At 67.8% G+C, this 20,937-nt stretch carries 15 protein-coding genes and 1 tRNA gene; 13 read left to right on the top strand and 3 right to left on the bottom strand.

The window, feature by feature from the left end:
• Positions 1-42: 42 nt before the first annotated feature.
• Entirely contained in the window at positions 43-2,097 is a 2,055-nt protein-coding gene (locus GGQ89_RS09335; protein ID WP_184105569.1) for a glycoside hydrolase family 31 protein, read from the bottom strand.
• A 169-nt stretch (positions 2,098-2,266) separates the two neighbouring features.
• Here GGQ89_RS09335 and GGQ89_RS09340 point away from each other — a divergent pair, with 169 nt between their 5' ends.
• A complete protein-coding gene (locus GGQ89_RS09340) occupies positions 2,267-3,292 on the top strand; it encodes a substrate-binding domain-containing protein (RefSeq protein ID WP_184105570.1) in 1,026 nt (341 codons plus the stop codon).
• Between the two features lie 19 nt (positions 3,293-3,311).
• Here the strand turns inward: GGQ89_RS09340 and GGQ89_RS09345 are convergent.
• A tRNA-Ser gene (locus GGQ89_RS09345) sits at positions 3,312-3,402 on the bottom strand.
• A gap of 96 nt (positions 3,403-3,498) precedes the next feature.
• On the opposite strand from GGQ89_RS09345, the gene GGQ89_RS09350 reads away from it, so the two are divergent.
• Complete coding sequence (locus GGQ89_RS09350; RefSeq protein ID WP_184105571.1) at positions 3,499-4,377, top strand: peptidylprolyl isomerase; 879 nt, start codon at positions 3,499-3,501, stop codon at positions 4,375-4,377.
• Positions 4,378-4,526: 149 nt separating this feature from the next.
• Here the strand turns inward: GGQ89_RS09350 and acs are convergent, their stop codons facing one another.
• Positions 4,527-6,479, bottom strand: coding sequence for an acetate--CoA ligase (gene acs / locus GGQ89_RS09355; RefSeq protein ID WP_184105572.1), 1,953 nt, complete (start codon positions 6,477-6,479; stop codon positions 4,527-4,529).
• A 286-nt stretch (positions 6,480-6,765) separates the two neighbouring features.
• On the opposite strand from acs, the gene GGQ89_RS09360 reads away from it, so the two are divergent.
• The 11 genes from GGQ89_RS09360 (at position 6,766) to GGQ89_RS09410 (ending at position 20,930) form a co-directional block, all read left to right on the top strand.
• The gene (locus GGQ89_RS09360) at positions 6,766-9,297 is read left to right on the top strand and encodes a PAS domain-containing protein (RefSeq protein WP_184105573.1); all 2,532 of its coding nucleotides are present in this window, start codon (positions 6,766-6,768) and stop codon (positions 9,295-9,297) included.
• Between the two features lie 169 nt (positions 9,298-9,466).
• Positions 9,467-11,119, top strand: coding sequence for an MFS transporter (locus GGQ89_RS09365; RefSeq protein ID WP_056435614.1), 1,653 nt, complete (start codon positions 9,467-9,469; stop codon positions 11,117-11,119).
• A complete protein-coding gene (locus GGQ89_RS09370; RefSeq protein WP_056435617.1) occupies positions 11,116-12,288 on the top strand; it encodes an HlyD family secretion protein in 1,173 nt (390 codons plus the stop codon). Before GGQ89_RS09365 ends, GGQ89_RS09370 begins: the two co-directional genes overlap by 4 nt.
• Complete coding sequence (locus GGQ89_RS09375) at positions 12,285-13,673, top strand: efflux transporter outer membrane subunit (RefSeq protein ID WP_184105574.1); 1,389 nt, start codon at positions 12,285-12,287, stop codon at positions 13,671-13,673. The genes GGQ89_RS09370 and GGQ89_RS09375 overlap by 4 nt, the downstream gene beginning before the upstream one ends.
• Before the next feature lie 84 nt (positions 13,674-13,757).
• A complete protein-coding gene (locus GGQ89_RS09380) occupies positions 13,758-14,183 on the top strand; it encodes an organic hydroperoxide resistance protein (RefSeq protein ID WP_184105575.1) in 426 nt (141 codons plus the stop codon).
• Positions 14,184-14,259: 76 nt separating this feature from the next.
• Positions 14,260-14,775, top strand: a complete 516-nt coding sequence (gloA, locus tag GGQ89_RS09385; RefSeq protein WP_206362721.1) for a lactoylglutathione lyase — start codon at positions 14,260-14,262, stop codon at positions 14,773-14,775.
• A gap of 161 nt (positions 14,776-14,936) precedes the next feature.
• Positions 14,937-16,394 carry a methyl-accepting chemotaxis protein gene (locus GGQ89_RS09390; RefSeq protein WP_184105577.1) on the top strand — a complete coding sequence of 486 codons (1,458 nt, stop codon included), beginning with the start codon at positions 14,937-14,939 and terminating at the stop codon, positions 16,392-16,394.
• A gap of 89 nt (positions 16,395-16,483) precedes the next feature.
• Positions 16,484-16,789, top strand: a complete 306-nt coding sequence (locus GGQ89_RS09395) for an STAS domain-containing protein (protein ID WP_056435631.1) — start codon at positions 16,484-16,486, stop codon at positions 16,787-16,789.
• A gap of 12 nt (positions 16,790-16,801) precedes the next feature.
• Positions 16,802-19,048 carry a chemotaxis protein CheA gene (locus GGQ89_RS09400; RefSeq protein WP_184105578.1) on the top strand — a complete coding sequence of 749 codons (2,247 nt, stop codon included), beginning with the start codon at positions 16,802-16,804 and terminating at the stop codon, positions 19,046-19,048.
• Positions 19,045-19,914: a CheR family methyltransferase gene (locus GGQ89_RS09405; protein WP_172839597.1), complete on the top strand. Its 870-nt coding sequence runs from the start codon at positions 19,045-19,047 to the stop codon at positions 19,912-19,914. The genes GGQ89_RS09400 and GGQ89_RS09405 overlap by 4 nt, the downstream gene beginning before the upstream one ends.
• Positions 19,914-20,930, top strand: coding sequence for a protein-glutamate methylesterase/protein-glutamine glutaminase (locus tag GGQ89_RS09410; RefSeq protein ID WP_042485438.1), 1,017 nt, complete (start codon positions 19,914-19,916; stop codon positions 20,928-20,930). Before GGQ89_RS09405 ends, GGQ89_RS09410 begins: the two co-directional genes overlap by 1 nt.
• Positions 20,931-20,937: the final 7 nt, after the last annotated feature.

The following is a 20,937-nucleotide window of genomic DNA, read 5'->3' on the forward strand; positions in this document are numbered from 1 at the left end:
CGTCTTTTGACGGCTCCGATGAAATGACCGATGCTTGGCCGATCACTGTTTCTTGTCGAACGCCGCCATCACCTCCGCGCTGTCGCGGATGAAGACCGGAATCCGGTGCAGCGGTGCCGCGCAACAGATATGGCCGCCGCCCTCGACCCGCTCCTTGGTCCAGGCGTCCAGCCATATCCCGTCGGGCAGATAGACGCACCGCTCGCCGACGCCCGCCGCCGTCACCGGCGCGACGAGCAGGTCGGGGCCGAACATATACTGGTCGTCCACCGCCCAGCAGCGCGGGTCGTCGGGATAGTGATAGAACATCGGCCGCATCAGCGGATCGCCCTGTTCATGGGCCGCCCGCATCAGTCCGGCGATATAGGGCCGCAAACGCTCGCGAAGCCCCGCATAGCAGCGCAGCACCTCATACACCCGCTCTCCGAAGCTCCACAGCTCATTGCCCGCGCCCGTGTCGCATTGCGCCACGCCGTCGCGGAACGGCTCGGGCGGCGGGGTCACGGGATCGCGGTGGCCGTGCATCCGCAGGACGGGCGTGAACACCGCCCATTGGAACCAGCGGATCATCAGTTCGTGAAAAGCCGGGTCGTCGACATGGCCGCCATGGAAGCCGCCAATATCGGTCGTCCACCACGGGATACCCGCCATCCCCATGTTCAGCCCGGCGCTCAGTTGGTTGCGCATCGCCTCGAACGAGGAATGGATATCGCCCGACCAGACGAGCGCGCCGTAACGCTGGCTGCCCGCCCAGGCGCAACGGATCAGGCTGACGATCTCGCGCTCGCCCTCGGCCGCCAGGCCATCGTAAAAGGCCTGGGCGTAATGGAGTGGATAGGCGTTGCCGACCTCCAGCACGCTGCCGCTGTGATAACGATAATTGTCGAAGTCATAGGCGCTATATTCGGGCTCGGCCTCGTCCAGCCAGAACAGCGCCACGCCCTTGTCACGGTAATTGCGCTTCGCCCGGTCCCACAAAAAGGCACGCGCGCCGGGATGGGTGACGTCGATGAAGCGGGTATTGCCCAGAAACTCCTGCTGCACGTCCAGCCCGCGCGCGGAGCGCACCAGATAGCCCTTCTCGATCATCTCGGGATAATTTTCCGACCGATGATCCACCGTCGGCCAGATCGAGACGAGCAACTCGGTGCCCATCGCCTTCAGCTCGGCGGTCATCGCGGCGGGATCGGGCCATTCGCGCGGATCGAACCGCCAGTCGCCCTGCACCGGCCAGTGGAAGAAGTCGGCGACGATCACCGCCAGCGGGATCCCGCGCGCATGATAGTCGCGCGCCACTGCCAGCAACTCGTCCTGGGTGCGGTAGCGCAGCTTGCTCTGCCACAGCCCCAGCGCATAGTCGGGCATCATCGGCACCGTGCCCGTCACCTGGGCATAGTTGCGCACGATGTCGGCGGGCGTGTCGCCGGCGGTGATCCAGTAATCGATCTCGCGCGCGGCCTCGGCCGTCCAGGTCGCGCCATTGGCGGCGAAATGCACCGCGCCGACCGCGGGCATGTTCCACAACAGGCCATAGCCATGGCTCGACACCACGAAGGGCACGCTGGCCTGCGAATTGCGCTGCGCCAGTTCGAGCGTACATCCGGCGAGATCCAGATTGGGCTGCTGGTACTGGCCCATGCCGTACAGTCGCTCGCTGCTCTTGGCCTCGAACCGGACGGTGATGCGCGCGGTGTCGCCGGTCAGCGGCTTGAATTCGCGCCCGGCCAGCCCCAGCGCGCTGATCGTGCGGATTTCCTCGGTGCCGACGGTCCAGAATTTGCTGATCGTGTCGCGCTGCCGCCACTTTTCCTCCAGCAGCAACTCGCCTTCCACGTTCAGGAAACGGACACGCCCCTGCAGATCGACTTCGGCGGTGATCCGTCCTTGGGTGATCCGCGCGGTCGCGCCGTCCCGCGTGACGATCGGATCGGCGCCCGCAGCGGCACCGTCATCGAGCAGCGCCCCGGCGCGTGCCCCGGAATCGGGAAAGGGCGATGCGCGCAGGCGCAGGCCGTGCAGCCCATGCGCCTCGATCCGCAACCACCCCCCATTATAGCTCCACGCGATCGCGCGGGCTTCCAGAACAAGCGTGTCCAAAGCGACCCGATCCTCTTGCCGCCATTCTTCGATGGCCGTAAACGTTTACGGGTATCGCCCCATTCGGTTCCCTTGTCAATGATCTGTTTGCAGCCCGCTCGACCCCGCCCCGCAGGAGGAGCATTTGGAGGGCTTGTGCGAAACGAGGCGCGCCGCGATCAAAGGGCGCATGGATATACGCGAACTTGCCCGTCACCTGGGGCTATCGATCGGCACGGTGTCGCGGGCGCTGAACGATCGCAAGGACGTAAGCCCCGCGACCCGCCAGCGGGTGGTCGAGGCGGCGGCCAAGCATGGCTATATCCCCAACCAGTCGGGGCGGACGTTGCGCAGCGGGCGCACCGGCACGGTCGGCTTCATGCTGACGCTGGAGCATGACAGCGCGATCCATGGCGACCCCTTCTTCATGGCGCTGCTCGAAGGATTGCAGAACGGCCTGAGCGAGCATGACCTCGATCTCGTCGTGCTGCTGGCGCGCAAGGGCGAGGACGCGCTGACCTTCCTGCGCCGCCATGTCTCGCGCGGAACGGTCGATGGCTGGGTGCTGTCGGGGACGCAGCATGACGATCCGCGTATCCCCTTCCTGCTCGACCGCAACATCCCCTTCATCGCGCTGGGCCGTACCGCGATCGCGCGGGACTATGCCTGGATCGATCTGGATTTCGAGGGCGTCATGGCCGATGCGATGACGCTGCTGACCAAGGCCGGGCATCGCCGCATCGGCCTGGTCGCGCCGCCCGCGACGATCAACAACAGCCATATCGTGGTCGAACGCTATCGCGATGCGCTGGCCCGCGCGGACATTCCCTTCGACCCTGCGCTCGTCCATCATGGCGAAACCGACGAAAGCGACGGCGAGGCGACGGCCAGCGAATTGATGGCCATGCCCGACCGCCCGACCGCGCTGCTGCTGATGGGTGAGACCGCGCCCGTCGGAGCCTATCGCGCGCTGCGCCGCCTGGGCCTGGAGCCGGGGCGGGACGTCGCGGTGATCGGCCTGCGCGACAACCCCGCCTGCCGCGCCCTTTCCCCCGACCTCACCTGCTTCTCGCTGGACCTGGGCGATCTGGGACTGGCTCTGGCGCGCGGACTGGTCGCGATGCTGCCCGGCCAGACGGAGGATGGGGGCCCTGCGGTCCAGGCCCTGTGGGGCATGACGCTGCGCCTGGGGCAGAGCCACAAGGTCGAGCGCTGAGGCGAAACTTCGGGGATAATGGCGGAGCGGGAGGGATTCGAACCCTCGATACGGTTTTGCCGTATACTCACTTTCCAGGCGAGCGCCTTCGACCACTCGGCCACCGCTCCGCATGAGTCCATGCCTGGAAGACGCGGCCCTAATGCGCTTCCTCGCGGCGCGCAAGCGATTGCGTGTATCGGTCGGCTGGGGCAGTCTATTGCTTGATGACGATCGCGCTTCTGCTCGCCGCGCTTCTGGCGCAGGCTTCGCCCTCCCCCGCCCCCGCTCTTGCCCCTGCCGCGCAGGTGGGCGATCCGCTGCCCGGCGATTGGATCGCGGTGCCCGATGACGAGCTGCTGGTCTTCACCCTGGCCAATGGGCGAACGGTGACGCTGCGGCTGGCCCCTGCCCAGGCGCCGGTCCATGTCGCCAATATCCGGGCGCTGGCGCGGGCGCGTTGGTGGGATGCGGGGACGAGCGTCTACCGCGTGCAGGAGAATTACGTCGCGCAATGGGGGGACGCGACCGAGAAGAAGCCGTTGCCGACCGGCATCGTCGCCAATCCGCCGGCCGAATATATCCGCTCCGGCAACAACGCGGTGGCGCGGCTGAGCAAGCCCGATCCCTATGCCGCCTGGGCGGGCTATAGCCGTGACGGCTGGCCGCTGGCGGGGGATGCGACCAGCGAGTGGGTGCCGCATTGCTATGGCATGGTCGGCGTCGCCCGCGATTTGGCGCCCAGCACGGGGTCGGGGGCCGAACTCTACACGATCATCGGCCACTCGCCGCGCGGGCTGGACCGCAACATCGCGGTGGTCGGCCGGGTGGTCGACGGGATGGATGCGCTCTCCACCCTGCCGCGCGGGACGGGGGATCTAGGCTTCTACAAGGATGAGGGGCAGCGGCTGGGAATCGTCTCGGCGCGGCTGGCGAGCGACATCCCCGCTGCCGAGCGGCCGCATTTCCAGTATCGCGAAACCGTGTCGCCACGCTTCGCCGCGTGGATCAAGGGGCGGGAGAATCGGAAGAACGACTTCTTCACTGTGCCTGCGGGGGGCGTGGATATCTGCGCGGCCTTGCCGCCGGTTCGGAAAACGCCCTGAGGTTGGCGTTGGGGCGTGGCCTTCGACTTCGCTCAGGCTGAACGTAGGCCTGTATGAGAGGCCATATCCCCTCGCTCAGTTCGAATTGAGCAAAACCGAATGCCAAGCGAATCGCGGGGCTGCTGGATAACCAGCAGCCCCGTCCCACATCACGCCGCCTTCTTGCCCGGTTCGATCCGGTTGGCGACCAGATGATCCACCACCGCCGGATCGGCCAGCGTGGAGGTGTCCCCCAGTGCATCGACCTGATTCTCGGCGATCTTGCGCAGGATGCGGCGCATGATCTTGCCCGAGCGGGTCTTGGGCAGGCCGGGGGCGAATTGCAGCGCGTCGGGCGTGGCGATCGGGCCGATCTCGCGGCGCACCCACTGGACCAGCTCGGCGCGCAACGCCTCATCCTCTTCGACGCCTGCGTTCAGCGTGACGAAGGCATAGATGCCCTGCCCCTTCACGTCGTGCGGCATGCCCACCACCGCCGCCTCGGCGACCTTGGCATGGGCGACCAGCGCGGATTCGACCTCGGCGGTGCCCATGCGGTGGCCGGAGACGTTGATGACGTCATCGACCCGGCCGGTGATCCAGTAATAGCCGTCCTCGTCGCGGCGGCATCCGTCGCCGGTGAAATATTTCCCCGGATAGGTGGTGAAATAGGTCTGGAAGAAGCGGTCATGATCGCCCCAGACGGTGCGCATCTGCCCCGGCCAGCTGTCGGCGATGACGAGATTGCCCTCGACCGCGCCGTCCAGCACCTTACCCTCGGCATCGACGATCTGCGGCAGCACGCCGGGCAGCGGCAAGGTGGCCGAGCCGGGCTTGAGCGCCACGGCGCCGGGGATCGGCGCGATCATGTGGCCGCCGGTCTCGGTCTGCCACCAGGTGTCGACGATCGGGCAGCGCCCTTCGCCCACCACCTTGTGATACCATTCCCAGGCTTCCGGGTTGATCGGCTCGCCGACCGAGCCCAGCACGCGAAGCGACGAACGGTCGGTCTTCTTCACCCATTCGTCGCCCTCGCGCATCAGTGCGCGCAGCGCGGTCGGCGCGGCATAGAAGGTCGCGACCTGGTACTTATCGACGATCTGCCAGAAGCGGCTGAAATCCGGATAGTTGGGCACGCCCTCATACATCAGCGTCGTCGCGCCGTTGGCGAGCGCACCATAGACGACATAGCTGTGCCCCGTGACCCAGCCCACATCCGCGGCGCACCAGAAGATTTCGCCGTCGCGATAATCGAACACGTGCTGGTGGGTGTAGGACGCCCAGAGCAGATAGCCGCCGCTGCTGTGCAGCACGCCCTTTGGCTTGCCGGTCGAGCCGCTGGTATAGAGGATGAACAGCGGGTCCTCCGCCCCCACGGCCACGGGCGCGCAGTCGGTGGCGGCCGCGTCGACCAGATCGCCATACCATTGGTCGCGGCCGTCCTTCATCGTCACGTCCACGCCGCTGTGGCGGACGACGACGACATGGTCGACCGTCACGCCGTCATGGTCCAGCGCGGCGTCGACATTGGCCTTGAGCGGCACCGCCTTGCCCCCGCGACAGCCGCCGTCCGCCGTGATCACGATGCGCGAATCGCAATCGACGATACGGTTGGCGAGGCTTTCGGGCGAGAAACCTCCGAATACGATCGAATGGATCGCGCCGATCCGCGCACAGGCCAGCATCGCAAAGGCGGCCTCGGGGATCATCGGCAGATAGATGGTGACGCGGTCGCCCTTGGCGACGCCCAGCCCCTTCAACGCGTTGGCGAGGCGACAGACCTGCTCGTGCAACTCGCGATAGGTGATGCGGCGATCGGTGCCGGGGGCATCGCCTTCCCATAGGATGGCGACCTGATCGGCGCGCGTTTCGAGATGCCGGTCGATGCAGTTGGCCGCGACGTTCAGCTGTCCGTCGGCGAACCAGTTGATGCGAAAATCCGCCTCGTCGAAGCTGGTGTCCTTCACGCTGGTGAAGGGCGTGATCCAGTCCAGCCGCCCGGCCTGTTCGCGCCAATAGCCGTCCGGATCGGTCTTCGCCGCCTCATAGGCCTGGGCGTAGCGTTCCGCATCCATGGACGCGCTATCGGCCCATTCGGGAACGGGGTGAACATGGGCGCTCATGCCTGTCTCTCCTTTGTCTTTGTTCGACCTTTAGCAGTCCAACATCACAATTGCCTATCGGCTCCGTGACAAAGTGCGTCCTGCGATCGGGTTCGGATGCCCGGTCAAAATGTCGCTGCGATGACGACCGTTCATCATAATGTCGGAGAGTTTGCGGCAAGACCAAGGGCGGGCCTGGAACATTTGCATCCATCCAGAGCAAGATACCGCCCACCCCCTCTATTCCTCCCGTCAAAGCAACGCTACAGCGGCAGACATGCCAGGTTTCGAGGGGGACGGACCGAGGATGATCGCGACTGCCCACGACCCTGCCGACATCCCCGCCGGTTTTGCCGCTGTTCTGGCGCGCAGCGGCGAGATGGGTCGGCTGATCGCGGGGCATGACTGGGCCGCGACGCCGCTGGGGCCGATCGCCACCTGGCCGCAGAGCCGGTTGACGGCGATCGCCATCGCGCTCGCCTCCTCGATCCCGATCGCCACCATCTGGGGCCCCGAAGGCATCCTGATCTACAATGCCGGCTATGCCGAATTTTCGGGCGACCGGCACCCGGCGATGCTGGGTGTTCCTCTGGTCGGGGTGTGGCCCGAGGCGGCGGCGTTCAATGCTCAGGTCATCGCCGAGGGGCTGGCCGGCCGCACGCTGGCCTATCGCGACCAGGCGATGATGCTCGATCGCAAGGGCGTGCCCGAACAGCATTGGCTCGACCTCGACTATACCCCCATCGCCGACGAAAGCGGCCGCCCGGCGGGCATCCTGGCGACCGTGATCGACAGCAGCGCCCGGATGCGCGACCGACAGGATCGCGAGATCGCACTGTCCGCCGCGCGCGAAAGCGAGGCGCGGTTCCGCAACGTGGCCGACCATGCGCCGATCGTCATATGGGTGACCGACACCGACGGCCATTGCACCTATATCAACAGTGCCTGGCAGGTGCAGACCGGGCAGGACGTCGCACAGGGGCTGCATTTCGGCTGGGCCGAGATGCTCCACCCCGACGACCGCCCGTCGGCGGAGCGGGCGTTCCGCGAGGCGATGGTCGGGCCGCGCGCCTTCCAGACCGAATATCGGCTGGCGCAGGCGCAGGGCGGCTATCACTGGGTGATGGCGTCCGCCGTGCCGCGCTTCGATGATGACGGTGCCTTTCTGGGCATGATCGGAACGGTCGTGGATATCGACGAGCGCCGCCGGGCCGAGGCGACGCTGCGCGACGTCAATGCGGTGCTGGAGCGCCGGGTGATGGAGGCGCTGGCCGAGCGCAAGCTGTTCGCCGACATCATCGATTCCACCGGCACGCTGGTCCAGGTGCTGGGCTTCGACCATCGTTATCTGGCGATCAACCGCGCCGCCGCCGAGGATTTCGAGCGTATCTTCGGCACCCGCCCGCAGATCGGCCACCACAAGGCCGAGGCGATGGCCGATCGGCCCGAGATCCTGACGGTGATGCGCGATTACTGGACACGCGCGCTGGCGGGCGAGGAATTTTCGGTCATCCAGGCGCTCGACGATCTGACGGGCACGCGGCACCATTACGAACTGCGCTTCAGCCCGCTGGTCTCGGCCGAGGGGACGCCGATCGGCGCCTATCAGTTCGCGACCGATGTTTCGGAACGGCTGGCGCAGCAGGAACGGCTGCACGACATGGAGGCGCAGCTGCGCCAAAGCCAGAAGATGGAGGCGGTCGGCCAGCTGACCGGCGGCATCGCGCACGACTTCAACAACCTGCTCCAGGTCGTGGTCGGCAATTTGGAGATGCTCGACCGGTTCCTGCCGGAGGGCGAGCATCCGCGCGCCAGACGGTCCGCGACCAACGCGATGACGGGCGCGCGGCGGGCCGCGACATTGACCCAGCGGCTGCTCGCCTTTTCGCGGCGGCAACCGCTGGCCCCGCAATCGGTCGATGCACGGCGGCTGGTCGACGGCCTGTCCGACCTGCTGACCCGGACACTGGGCGAGCAGGTGCGCCTGTCGGTCGAATCCGCGCCCGATCTGTGGGTCACGGAGGCCGACCCCAACCAGTTGGAAAGCGCGATCCTGAACCTGGCGGTCAATGCGCGCGACGCGATGCCGCATGGCGGCACCCTGTCGATCACGATGCGCAACGCCACGCTGGATGGACAGGCGACGATGGCGGCGGGGCCGGTGCCCTATCCCACCGATCCGGGCGATTATGTCGCCATCGACGTCAGCGACACCGGCACCGGCATGGACCGCGCGACGCTGGGCCGCGTGTTCGAACCGTTCTTCACCACCAAGGAGGTCGGCAAGGGCACCGGCCTGGGCCTGTCGATGGTCTATGGCTTTGCCAAGCAGTCGGGCGGGCAGGTGCAGATCGAGTCGCGCCCCGGCGAGGGCACCTGCGTCACCCTGTTCCTGCCGCGCTTCCAGGGCGAGGTGACCGCACCGCTGGACCTGCCCCAGGTCGCCGCGCATCCCGTTCGCGGGTCGGAGACGATCCTGGTGGTCGAGGACGATGCCGACGTCCGCCGCTATTCGACCGAGGCGCTGCGCGAACTGGGCTATGACGTGATCGAGGCGGAGGACGGGGCATCGGCGCTCGCCCTGCTCGATGCGCCCGACGCGTCGCGGATCGCGCTGCTGTTTTCCGACGTGGTGCTGCCCGGCGGAATGACGGGAGCCGACCTGGCCTCGGCCGCGCGGTCGCTGCATCCCGAGCTGAAGGTGCTGTTCACCACCGGCTATGCCCGCGACGTGATCGTCCATGGCGGACGGCTCGACGCCGGGGTGGCGCTGATCACCAAGCCGTTCGACTTTGCCGACCTGGCGGCGCGGATCCGGGCGATGCTGGACGGCCAATAAGCCAGGCCGGGGCGTGAAGGCGGATGGCCGCCCGCCAAACCATCGGCGTCAAACGGCCCCGCAACACTCTAAAAATCCTCCACTCTTCCCGGCCGATGACCGCGCGCTTTCCCGAACGCACCCGAGTCGGCGGGTTGCGCGTTCAGCGCGACGGGACGAAAGGACGGGGATGGCATCGCGGTTTCGGCAATTCTGGAGCGAGGAGGAATGGTCCTTCGCTCCCCATGAGCGGCCGACCATTCCCGGCTCGCCCGGCAATTTCGATCATCCCAACCGGCGGCGCATCGCATATGGCGTGATCGCGGTCCTGATCGGCCTGACCGGCGGGCTGGGCAACGCGCTGGTCCAGGTGAATACCATCCAGCTCCAGGGCGCACTGGGGCTCGACCCGACCGAAATCGCATGGCTGCCCATCGCCTATGTGATGACCAACGCGTCGATCAACCTGCTGTTGATCAAGTTCCGCCAGCAATTCGGCCTTCGCCCGTTCGCGCTGCTGTTCTCCGGCCTTTATACGATCCTGGCCTTTGCCCATCTGTTCGTGCGCGATTTCGCCACCGCCATCGCGGTGCGCGGGGCCAGCGGCATGGCGGCGGCGGCGCTGTCGTCGCTGGGCCTCTATTACATGATGCAGGCGCTTCCGGCGAAATGGCGGCTGAAGGCGATCGTGCTGGGCATCGGCGTGCCGCAATGCGCGACGCCGCTCGCCCGGCTCTTCTCGCCAGAGCTGCTCGCCATGTCGCAGTGGCGCACGCTGTATCTGTTCGAGTTCGGGCTGGCGGCGATCAGCCTGGCCTCGATCATCGCGCTGCGCCTGCCGCCGACGCAGAAGCTCAAGGCGTTCGAACCGCTCGATTTCCTGACCTTCGTGCTTTACGCGCCCGCCATCGGGCTGTTCTGCGCCGTGCTCGGCCAGGGGCGGCTGGTCTGGTGGACGCAGGCCGCGTGGATCGGATGGGCGCTGGTCATCGCCATCCCGCTGCTGGCGCTCGCCCTGTGGATCGAGCATCACCGGGCCAATCCGCTGCTCAACACGCGCTGGCTGGGGTCGATCGACATCGTGCGCTTCGCCATCGTCACGCTGATGGCGCGCATCGTGTTTTCCGAGCAGAATTTCGGCGCGGTCGGCCTGTTGACCGCGCTGGGTCAGAATAACGACCAGTTCGGCACGCTGTTCACCATCGCCTTCATCGCCTCGGTCGCGGGTGTCGTCATGAGCGCGGTGACGCTGAACCCGACCAAGCTGACCCACCCGATCATGTATGCGATCGGACTGGTCGCCATCGCCGCCTATGCCGATAGCTTCTCGACCAACCTGACCCGTGCGCCCGAGCTGTACGCGACCCAGGCGGTGATCGCCTTTTCGACCACCTTCTTCCTCGGCCCGTCGCTATTGTTCGGCATGACCCGCGCGCTGCAACAGGGGGCCGGACATGTTATCAGCTTCATCGCGCTGTTCGGGATGCTCAATTCGGTCGGCAGTCTGGGCGGCACCGCCCTGCTCGGCACCTATCAGGTGGTCCGCGAAAAGGCGCACAGCGCCGCCATCGTCCAGAATATCGATCCCACCGACCCGCAGGTGACGCAGCGTATCGCGGCGGGCGGCGCGCGGGTGTCGGGCGTGGTCGGCGATCCGACGCTGGCCCGGGCGGAGGGTGCCGCGCTCCTGTCACAGGCCGCCACGCGTGAGGCGAATATCCGCGCCTATAACGACGTCTTCCGACTGGTCGCCGCACTGGCGGCGGCCGTTACCCTTTTCCTCGCGCTGCTGACCTGGCGGCGTGCGCGCCGCGCCCGTGCGGCGGCCAAGGTGCAGTCATGACCGACACACGATCGCCCGTCTCCCCCACCCCGATGACCGAGCAAGCCGCCGCCGAAGCGGGGGTGCCCCCGCCCCCTCCGACGCCGGTGCCGCCACCTGCTCCATCGTCGGGCTGGCGTCCGCCATCGGGCGGGTGGCGGTCGCGCGCGCTGATCGCGCTCCTGGTCATCGGCGGTATCGCGGCGGTACTGGCGGCGTGGCGGCTGCCGCCCTTTTCCAGCGATCGCCAGTCGACCGACAACGCCTATGTCCGCGGCCGGACGACGGTGATCGCACCGCAGGTCAGCGGTTACGTCACCGCCGTGCTGGTCAAGGATTTCGAGACGGTACGCGCCGGGCAGCCGCTGGTGCGGATCGACGACCGCATCTATCGCCAGCGCGTCGATCAGGCGACCGCACAGGTGGAGGCGCAGGCCGCCACGCTCGCCAACAGCCGCCAGGCCCAGGCGTCGCGCACCGCCAGTCTCGCCGCCCAGGACGCCGCCGTCGCCAATGCCGAGGCGCAGCTGATGCGCGCCCAGGCGGACATGGCGCGGGTCAACGACCTGGTCACCGACGGCTCGGTGTCCTTGCGCGAACGCGATCAGACGCTTGCCGCGCTCCGCCAGGCCCAGGCGCAACTGCGTCAGGCCAAGGCGGCGCGGGAGATCGCCCAGCAGGATGTGCGCACCGTCCAGGTCGGACGCGGCGGGCAGCAGGCGGGCGTGTCGGGCGCGGAGGCCGCACGGCGGCTGGCGCAGATCGACCTCGCCAACACCGTCGTCCGCGCGCCCGAGGATGGCCGCCTGTCCGAAGTCGGCGTGCGGCTGGGGCAATATGTCACGGCGGGCTCGCAGCTGATGTTCCTGGTGCCGCCCGAAACCTGGGTCATCGCCAATTTCAAGGAAGCGCAGACCGCGCGCATGGCGGTGGGACAGCCCGCCAGCTTCACCGTCGACGGCCTGAGCAATGCCCGCCTGAAGGGCCATGTCGAGCGGATATCGCCCGCCGCCGGGTCCGAATTCGCGGTGCTGAAGTCCGACAACGCCACCGGCAACTTCACCAAGGTGCCGCAGCGTATCGCGGTGCGGATCCGCGTCGATCCGGGCCAGCCCCTGGCCGCGCGCCTGCGCCCCGGCATGTCGGTGCAGGCGAGCGTCGACACGGCGGGCGGGCCGCAGGTGCGATGAGGCACGCCGCTCTCCCCATCGCCGCCGCGCTGCTGCTCGCCGGGTGTATCGGGCCGCGTCCCGCCGCCCCGGCGGCCAGCGCCGTGGTGCCGCCGCCCGCCTGGCGCACCACGCTTGGGCCGGGCAGCCCGATCGCGGCCGATTGGTGGCAGGCGTTCGGCGATCCGCAACTGACCGCGCTCGTCACCCGCGCGCTGGCCGACAGCCCCGATCTGGGCAGCGCGGCGGCACGGATCGAGGAGGCGCGCGCCCAGGAGCGGCTGGCCCGCGCGCAGCTGTCGCCGAACGTCACGGCCGGCCTGCCGCTGACCGAGGGGCGCACCGTCACCGCCTTCGGCACCGGGCTCGACCAGTTCGGGTCGCAGCCTCTGGTCCAGGCGAGCTATGATTTCGACCTGTTCGGGCGGCTGCGCAACGCCCGTGCCGCCGCCCGCGCGCAGTTGCTGGCAACCGAGGCGGCGCGGGACACCGTGCGCCTGGCGCTCGCCGCCGGGGTGGCGAGCGGGTACGTTACGTTGCGCGCGCTCGACCACCGGCTGCACATCGCCGAGGAAACGCTGGCGGCCCGCGCGGATGCGCTGCGCATCGCGCGGCGGCGGGCGACGACGGGCTATACCTCCAACCTGGAACTGCGACAGGCGGAGGGCGAGTATCGCGCGACCGAGCAGCTGGTCGCCGCCGCCCGGTTGGCCGTCACGCGGCAGGAGAATGCCCTGAGCGTCCTGATCGGCGGCGCGCCCGGCGCGATCCCGCGCGGGCTGCCGATCGATCGGCTGGTCCGCCCCGCGATCCCGGATGGCCTGCCGTCCGACCTGCTGCGCCGTCGCCCCGACCTGTTCCAGGCCGAACAGGCGCTGGTCGCCGCCGACCGCTCGCTCGACAGTGCGCGCGCGGCGATGCTGCCCAGCCTGGGGCTGACCGGTTCGGCGGGCGTGGTGCTGTCCAGCGCGCTCAAGAATCCGATCACCATCTTCTCGATCGGCGGCAGCGTGCTGGCCCCGATCTTCGACGCCGGGCGCTTGCGGGCGCAGGCCGATGCCAGCGCGGCACGGCGGGACCAGGCCGCCTTTGCCTATCGCCGCACCACGCTGACCGCGTTTCGCGAGGTGGACGACAGCCTCGCCTCGGTCCGCCGCTCGGGCGAACAGGCGGTGGCGCTGGCCGGGCAGCGCGCGGCGCAGGCGGATGCGCTTCGCATCGCCTCCAACCGCTACCGCGCAGGCTATTCCTCCTATCTCGAACAACTGGATGCGCAGCGCGGTCTGCTGAACGCCGAACTGGCACTGGCCGAAGCGCAGGCCAATCAGCTCACCGCCTATATCACCTTGTATCAGGCGATGGGCGGCGGCTGGTCGGCGGGTGCCATTCAGGCGACGGCGCGCTAATCGGGTCGCGATGGAACGCACCGGGCCTTGACGCGCTGACGCCATCGAACCGATTCTGGACCCGATGACCCACAGGAGAGCAACATGGGCGTGAATGTGATCTACAAGACCAAGGCGACGGCGACCGGCGGTCGCGACGGCGCGGCGCGGTCGGAAGACGGCTCGGTCGACGTCAAGCTGGTCGTGCCGAAGGAAATGGGCGGCCCCGGCGGCGACGGTGCCAACCCGGAAAAGCTGTTCGCGGCGGGCTATTCGGCCTGTTTCCTGGGCGCGATGAAGGCAGTGTCGGGCAAGGAAGGCGTGAAGGTCCCGCAGGATGCGACCGTCACCGCCGAGGTCGGCTTCGGCCCACGTGAGGAAGGCGGCTATGGCATCACCGTCGACCTGCTCGTGAACCTGCCCGGCGTCGACCGTGCCGAGGGCGAGAAGCTGATGCATGCCGCGCATGAGGTCTGCCCCTATTCCAACGCGACCCGTAACAATGTGGATGTCGGCCTGACGCTCGCCTGAGCGGTCCCGCTTCGCGCACTCCGAGGCCCTTCGTCCCCAGCGGCGGAGGGCCTTGCCGTTATCCAAGGACCCCATGATGACGACCCGCCCCGCCGGAACCGAGAGCTTCGCGCTCAACCAGACGATGCTGCGCATCCGCGATCCCAAGCCATCGCTCGCCTTCTACCAGGACGTGCTGGGCATGACCCTGCTCCAGAAGCTGGACTTCGAGGAAATGCGCTTCTCGCTCTATTTCCTCGCCTATCTGGGCGAAGGCGAGACCATCCCGGAGGACCCCGCCGAGCGCGCCCGGTTTATCTTCAACCGGGAGACGACGCTCGAGCTCACCCATAATTGGGGTACCGAGTCGGACCCCGACTTCAAGGGCTATCACGACGGCAACAGCGATCCGCGCGGCTTTGGTCATATCGGGATCAGCGTCGACGATGTCACCGCCGCCTGCGAACGGTTCGAGTCCCTGGGCGTGACGTTCAAGAAGCGGCCCCAGGACGGCAAGATGAAGGACATCGCATTCATCACCGACCCCGATGGCTATTGGATCGAGATATTGTCGGCAACCGGCATGACCGAGAATCTTAATGTGAATCAATAATCCATCGAAGTTCTTCCGGCGTCGTGACGCAGCTGAAACGGGATGTTTACCGTTTCTGCCCATTATGGTCACACGCCGGAGGCCTTGGTGACCGTCTGACCCCTCCGCTGCGCCCGGCGAGTGCATCTGCTCGCTCAAAGGTTTTTGGAGGTTACGCCGCTATGTTGTCCTGGTTTGCCAAGACGGCACCGATTCGTCTCAAATTCGACGTGTTGACCGGTCTTTACGGAACGCTCGCCGCGGTCGGACTGATGGCGACGATCCTTGCCCAAGGCGGCTTTTCGCTGTCGCTGCCGGTCGCCTTCGCCACCATGGCGCTGGTCGTGTCCCTGATTGCGATGCGGGTCGCGCGCAAGCTGATCTGCGACCCCTATGTCAGCAGCGTCGTGACCATGGAGCAGCTGGCTGCGGGCGACGTCCATCGCGAAATCCTCTATGACGACTATGGGGACTGTGTCGGCCGGATGGCCCGTGCGATGCACGTCTTCCGTCGCAATGCCGCCGAGGTGAAGAAGGCGGGCGAGGCGCAGAAGATCGTCGTCAACGAGCTCGGCAAGGGCCTGGGCGAACTGGCGGACGGCAACCTGACCGAGACCATCCTCACCCCCTTCCCGTCCGAATATGACAAGCTGCGCGTCGACTTCAACCGCGCGATGGAATCGATGGGCCGCGCCATGAGCGCCGTCACGGCCGCCACGCACGGCATCAATTCGGGGGCCAGCGACATCCGCCAGGCCTCGGACGACCTGTCGCAGCGCACCGAGCAGCAGGCCGCCAGCCTGGAGGAAACCGCCGCCGCGATGGACGAGATCACCTCGACCGTCCGCCAGACCGCCGAGGGCGCCAATCGCGCCAACCGCGCCGTCGCCGATGCGCGGATCGAGGCGCAGCAATCGGGGGAGATCGTCCGCCGCGCGGTCGATGCCATGGCCGGGATCGAACGCACGTCGAGCGAAATTTCCGAGATCATCAGCGTCATCGACGGCATCGCCTTCCAGACCAATCTGCTTGCCCTCAACGCGGGCGTCGAGGCGGCGCGTGCCGGTGACGCGGGCAAGGGCTTCGCGGTCGTCGCCTCCGAGGTCCGGGCGCTGGCCCAGCGTTCGGCCGACGCCGCCAAGGATGTGAAATCGCGAATCCTCGCCAGCTCCGAACAGGTCGAATCGGGCGTCAGCCTGGTCAGCGAAACCGGCAAGGCGCTGGAGCGAATCATCGGCCAGATCGCCGAGATCAGCACGCTGGTCGAGAACATCGCCAGCTCGGCCGAGAAGCAGGCGATCGGGCTGCAGGAGGTCAACACCGCCGTATCCGCGATGGACGGCGTGACTCAGCAGAACGCCGCGATGGTCGAACAGGCCACCGCCGCCGCACGCTCGCTGGCGGTCGAGGCCGATGGCCTGGCACGCGAGATCTCGCGCTTCCGCATCGAGAACCAGCCCGGCCATTTCCCCGCCCCCGTCCAGCCGGTCCATCAGCTGCAGCAGCGCGTGGCCGCCGCCAGCCGCCGGATTGCGCAAGGCGGGCGTCCGACCGCCGCTCCGGCGCCGATTCAGGCCCCGCCCGCATCGATGGGCAATGCCGCGCTGGCGGTCAGCGACGACGACTGGACCGAATTCTGATCGGCTCGCCCCCGGCATGCGCAGGCGGCCCGGCCGGGGGCAAAGCGTAAAATTCGGTTAACCCACGCTTTCTTAACGACCTTCGCGCCATGCTGCCCCCCGAAACCCGCGACTGGAGTCTCGCCGTGACCGCTCTGTCCCTTGCCCCCGTGCTTGACACCGCCGCCGCCGTTCCGCTGCGTCAGGCGCTGCTCGACCTGATCGCATCGGGCGACCCGATCACGCTCGACGGATCGCAGGTGGCGCAGGCGGGCCAGGCCTGCCTCCAGGTGCTGGCCAGCGCCCAGGCGATGGCAGCGTCGATCCCGACCGATTTCGAACTGAACAGCCCATCCGAGCCGCTGGCTTCGATGATCGCGCTGGCGGGGCTCGACAGCCTCGTCGCCGCCGCCTGAAAGGCCTGACCGATGAACCTCGACGAGATTCAGCAGATTTTCTTCCAGGAATGCGAAGAAGGTCTCGGCGCGCTCGAAACCGCCTTTGCCGACCTGAAGCGTGACCGCCACGATGACGAGACGATCAACACGGTCTTCCGGTCGGTCCACTCGATCAAGGGCGGGGCGGGCGCCTTCGGACATGAGCGGCTCCAGCATTTCTCGCACCATTACGAAACCCTGCTGGACCTGATTCGCAACGGCACGCTGCCGCTGAGCGAACCGCTGATCGACCTGATCGTCGCGGCGTTCGATACGCTGGCCGACCATGTCGCCGCCGCACGCGGCGAGGGCGGCATGCCCGCCGACCAGGCGATGCTCGACCGGCTGGCCGCCGCCGCCCAGGGCGAGATCGGTGGCGCAGCGGCTGCCGTCGCCGAGCCGGAACCCGTCGCCGATATCGCTTTCGCCGCCCCGACCTCCGATGTCGCCGCCGCCGCGCTGGACGATTTCGACGCGCTGTTCGCGATGCTCGAGGACCCGGCCCCCGCCGCCGAACCCGCCGGCCCGGCCGAGTGGATCGTCTCGGTGTATCCCGGCCCGCGTGCCTTCGACCATGGTGCCGAGCCGATGCTGGCGCTGCGCGAATTGTCGCGCATGGGCGGCCGCACGCTGGCGGCCGACCTGTCCGAGCTGCCGCAGCTCGACGGGCTGGATGCCGAGCGTGCCTATATCGGCGTGACCATGGCGCTGCCGGGTATGCTGGACGAGGACGATATCCGCGCGGTCTTCGATTTTGCCGATCCGCAATGCCGTCTGACCGTCACCCGCGCCGATCCCGCAATGGCCTTCGCCGAGCCCGAGATCGTGGTCGAACCGGCCATTGCCGAGCCGATGGCCGATGTGATCCCGTTGCCGGTCGCGGCCCCTGCGCCCGTGGCGCCGCCGGTCGCCGCACCGACGCCCGCGCCCGTCATCGCCGCGCCTGCTCCGGCGGCGCCCCCCGCCCCCGCTCCGGCTGCTCCGCCCGCACCGGTCGTGTCGGTGGTCGAGGCGGCGAGCAGCCCGCGTGTCGCCGCCGCCGCCGCCCAGACGATCCGGGTCGACCTCGACAAGCTGGATCGGTTGGTCAACCTGGTCGGCGAGCTGGTCATTACCCAGGCGATGCTGGCACAGCGCCTGTCGGAAAACGAGATGGGCTCGATCCCCGAGCTGTCCGACCTCGACCACCTGACGCGCGAGCTTCAGGATTCGACCATGGCGATCCGTGCGCAGCCGATGAAGACCGTCTTCAGCCGCGTGCCGCGCATCATCCGCGAACTGGAGGTCGAGACCGGCAAGCGTGTCCGCCTGGAAGTCGAGGGCGAGATGACCGAGGTCGACAAGACCGTGGTCGAGCGCATCGGCGAGCCGCTGACCCATCTGATCCGCAATGCCGTCGACCATGGCCTGGAAACCCCCGCCGATCGCAAGGCGGCGGGTAAGGACGGCGAGGGCGTCGTCACCCTGTCGGCCGCGCACCAGTCGGGCCGGATCGTCATCACGGTGGCCGATGACGGACGCGGCATCGACCGCGCGCGCGTCAAGGCCAAGGCGATCGAGCGCGGCATCATCGCCCCCGATGCGCAGCTGTCCGAGGAGGAGATCGACAATCTGATCTTCGCCCCCGGTTTCTCGACCGCCGCCGTCGTCTCGAACATTTCGGGCCGCGGCGTCGGCATGGACGTGGTGCGCAAGAACATCCAGGCGCTGGGCGGCCGCATCGGCATCCAGTCCGAACTGGGCAAGGGGTCGAGCTTCTCGCTCAGCCTGCCGCTGACGCTCGCCGTGCTCGACGGCATGATCGTCACCGTCGGCGACCAGACCTTCGTCATCCCGCTGACCCATATCGTCGAGAGCCTGCGTCCGGGCATCGACGAGGTGCATGTCGTGGGCGGCCAGTCGCCGCTGCTCGATGTGCGCGGCACCTATGTCCCCGTCCACCGCGTCGGCGAGCAACTGGGCGTGACCGGCGCGATCGCCAAGCCCGAAAACGCGGTGCTGATCGTGGTCGAAAGCGACCAGGGTCAGGCGGTGCTGATGGTCGACTCGATCCAGGACCAGCGTCAGGTGGTCGTGAAGAGCCTGGAGGCGAACTACCGCGCCATTCACGGTCTGGCCGGTGCGACCATCCTGGGCGACGGCCGGGTCGCGCTCATTCTCGATGTCGATGCGCTGATCGGCCGCTGGCGCCGCGACGGGCGCGGGCCGAGCGCCTTCCTCGAGGACATGGCCGCGTGAACGCACTCGCCGCCCTGGCGTCGCGCGAACCGCAGCGGGAGATGGAGTTCGCTTTTTCGGCGTCCGACCACCGCGCGATCGCCGACATCATCTACGCCGAATCGGGCATCCTGCTGCCCGAGAGCAAGGCGAAGCTGATCTATGGGCGGCTGGCCCGGCGCCTGCGCGCCTGTGGGCTGAGCAACTTCCCCGATTATCTCGCGCTGATCGCCAGCGATCCGGCCGAGCGGGCGCGAGCGGTCGACTCGCTGACCACCAACCACACCTCCTTCTTCCGCGAAAATCATCATTTCGAACATTTCCGCGACCAGCTCTGGCCCGGCTTCTCGCAGCGTCTGGCGAGCGGCGGGCGAGTGCGGGTCTGGTCCGCCGCCTGTTCCAGCGGCGAGGAACCCTATTCGCTGATGATGACGATCGCGGGCCAGGATGTCCGCGCCGCCGAGAAGCTGGCGACCCAGGATTTCCGCGTGCTGGCGACCGACCTGTCGCCCAGCGTGATCGCGACCGCACGCGCGGGCCGCTATCCGCTGGACACCACCCGCGCCATGCCCGCCGCGATGCGATCGACCTGGTGTCGCCGCGTCGGCGATACGGACGAACTGCTCCCCGCGCTGCGCAACCCGATTGCGTTTCGTGAACTCAACCTGCTTCGCAACTGGCCAATGCGGCGGCCCTTCGATGTGATCTTCTGCCGCAACGTCATGATCTACTTCGACGACCCGACCAAAGCCCAATTGCTCGCCCGCTTTGCCGACCAGCTGGTCGACGGCGGCACCCTTTATATTGGTCATGCCGAGCGCATCCCGCCGGAAGTATCGGCGCGCTTTCACTGCATCGGTCGCACCGCTTTCCAGAAAGTATCCTGATGGCCGTACGTACCCTGATTGTCGACGATTCCCCCACCATGCGAGCGCTGATCGCGGGCATGCTGAGTCGCGACCCCGATATCGAAGTGGTCGGCGCCGCCAACGGCCCGCACCAGGCACGTGAGATGATCAAGGCGCTCGATCCCGATGTCATCACGCTGGACGTCGAGATGCCCGACATGAACGGCCTCGACTTCCTCGAGCGTGTGATGCGGCTGCGTCCGATGCCGGTCGTCATGCTCTCCACCCTGACCCAGGCGGGTGCGGACACCACGATCCGCGCGCTGGAGCTGGGCGCGGTCGAATGCTGCGCCAAGCCCGCGACCAACTGCATCGACCCGCGCATCGCCGAAAGCGTGAAGGCCGCCGCCAGCAGCCGCCGGATTCGCGTGCGCGACATGGCGCCCGCCGCGCCCACGCCGATGGCCGATTTCAAGCCGATCCCCGGCTCGCTGATCGCGATCGGCGCGTCGACCGGCGGCGTCGAGGCGCTGATCCAGGTGCTGAGCGGCTTTCCGGCCAACTGCCCGCCGACCGTCATCTGCCAGCATATGCCCGCCACCTTCACGACCAGCTTCGCCGCCCGGCTCGACCGGCTGTCCAAGCCGACCGTGACCGAGGCGCGTCATGGCCAGCCGCTGGTGGCGGGCCATGTCTATCTGGCGCCCGGCGGCACGCATCACATGGAGGTGGGCGGCGTCGACGGCCAGTATCGCGCGCGCCTGATCCCCGACGATCCGGTCAGCGGCCATCGTCCCTCGGTCGACCGACTGTTCCACAGCGTCGCCAAGACGGTCGGGGCCAAGGCGGTGGGCGCCATCCTGACCGGCATGGGCCGGGACGGGGCCGACGGCCTGCTCGCCATGCGCGGCAAGGGATGCATGACCATCGGCCAGGATCGCGACAGCTGCGTCGTCTATGGCATGCCCGGCGTCGCCCAGGATATCGGCGCGGTGACCAGGCAGCTGACGCTGACCCGGATCGCGCCCGCACTGATCGACCGGTGCCGGGCGTGATCCAGGC

The sequence above is a fragment of the Sphingomonas yabuuchiae genome (assembly GCF_014199595.1).
In the GTDB taxonomy this organism is placed as follows: domain Bacteria; phylum Pseudomonadota; class Alphaproteobacteria; order Sphingomonadales; family Sphingomonadaceae; genus Sphingomonas; species Sphingomonas yabuuchiae.

Coding starts and splice junctions, on each gene's coding strand:
- GGQ89_RS09340 (WP_184105570.1), top strand. CDS start 2,267: ATGGATATACGCGAACTTGCCCGTCACCTGGGGCTATCGATCGGCACG.
- GGQ89_RS09350 (WP_184105571.1), top strand. CDS start 3,499: ATGACGATCGCGCTTCTGCTCGCCGCGCTTCTGGCGCAGGCTTCGCCC.
- acs (WP_184105572.1), bottom strand. CDS start 6,479: ATGAGCGCCCATGTTCACCCCGTTCCCGAATGGGCCGATAGCGCGTCC.
- GGQ89_RS09360 (WP_184105573.1), top strand. CDS start 6,766: ATGATCGCGACTGCCCACGACCCTGCCGACATCCCCGCCGGTTTTGCC.
- GGQ89_RS09365 (WP_056435614.1), top strand. CDS start 9,467: ATGGCATCGCGGTTTCGGCAATTCTGGAGCGAGGAGGAATGGTCCTTC.
- GGQ89_RS09370 (WP_056435617.1), top strand. CDS start 11,116: ATGACCGACACACGATCGCCCGTCTCCCCCACCCCGATGACCGAGCAA.
- GGQ89_RS09375 (WP_184105574.1), top strand. CDS start 12,285: ATGAGGCACGCCGCTCTCCCCATCGCCGCCGCGCTGCTGCTCGCCGGG.
- GGQ89_RS09380 (WP_184105575.1), top strand. CDS start 13,758: ATGGGCGTGAATGTGATCTACAAGACCAAGGCGACGGCGACCGGCGGT.
- gloA (WP_206362721.1), top strand. CDS start 14,260: ATGACGACCCGCCCCGCCGGAACCGAGAGCTTCGCGCTCAACCAGACG.
- GGQ89_RS09390 (WP_184105577.1), top strand. CDS start 14,937: ATGTTGTCCTGGTTTGCCAAGACGGCACCGATTCGTCTCAAATTCGAC.
- GGQ89_RS09395 (WP_056435631.1), top strand. CDS start 16,484: ATGCTGCCCCCCGAAACCCGCGACTGGAGTCTCGCCGTGACCGCTCTG.
- GGQ89_RS09400 (WP_184105578.1), top strand. CDS start 16,802: ATGAACCTCGACGAGATTCAGCAGATTTTCTTCCAGGAATGCGAAGAA.
- GGQ89_RS09410 (WP_042485438.1), top strand. CDS start 19,914: ATGGCCGTACGTACCCTGATTGTCGACGATTCCCCCACCATGCGAGCG.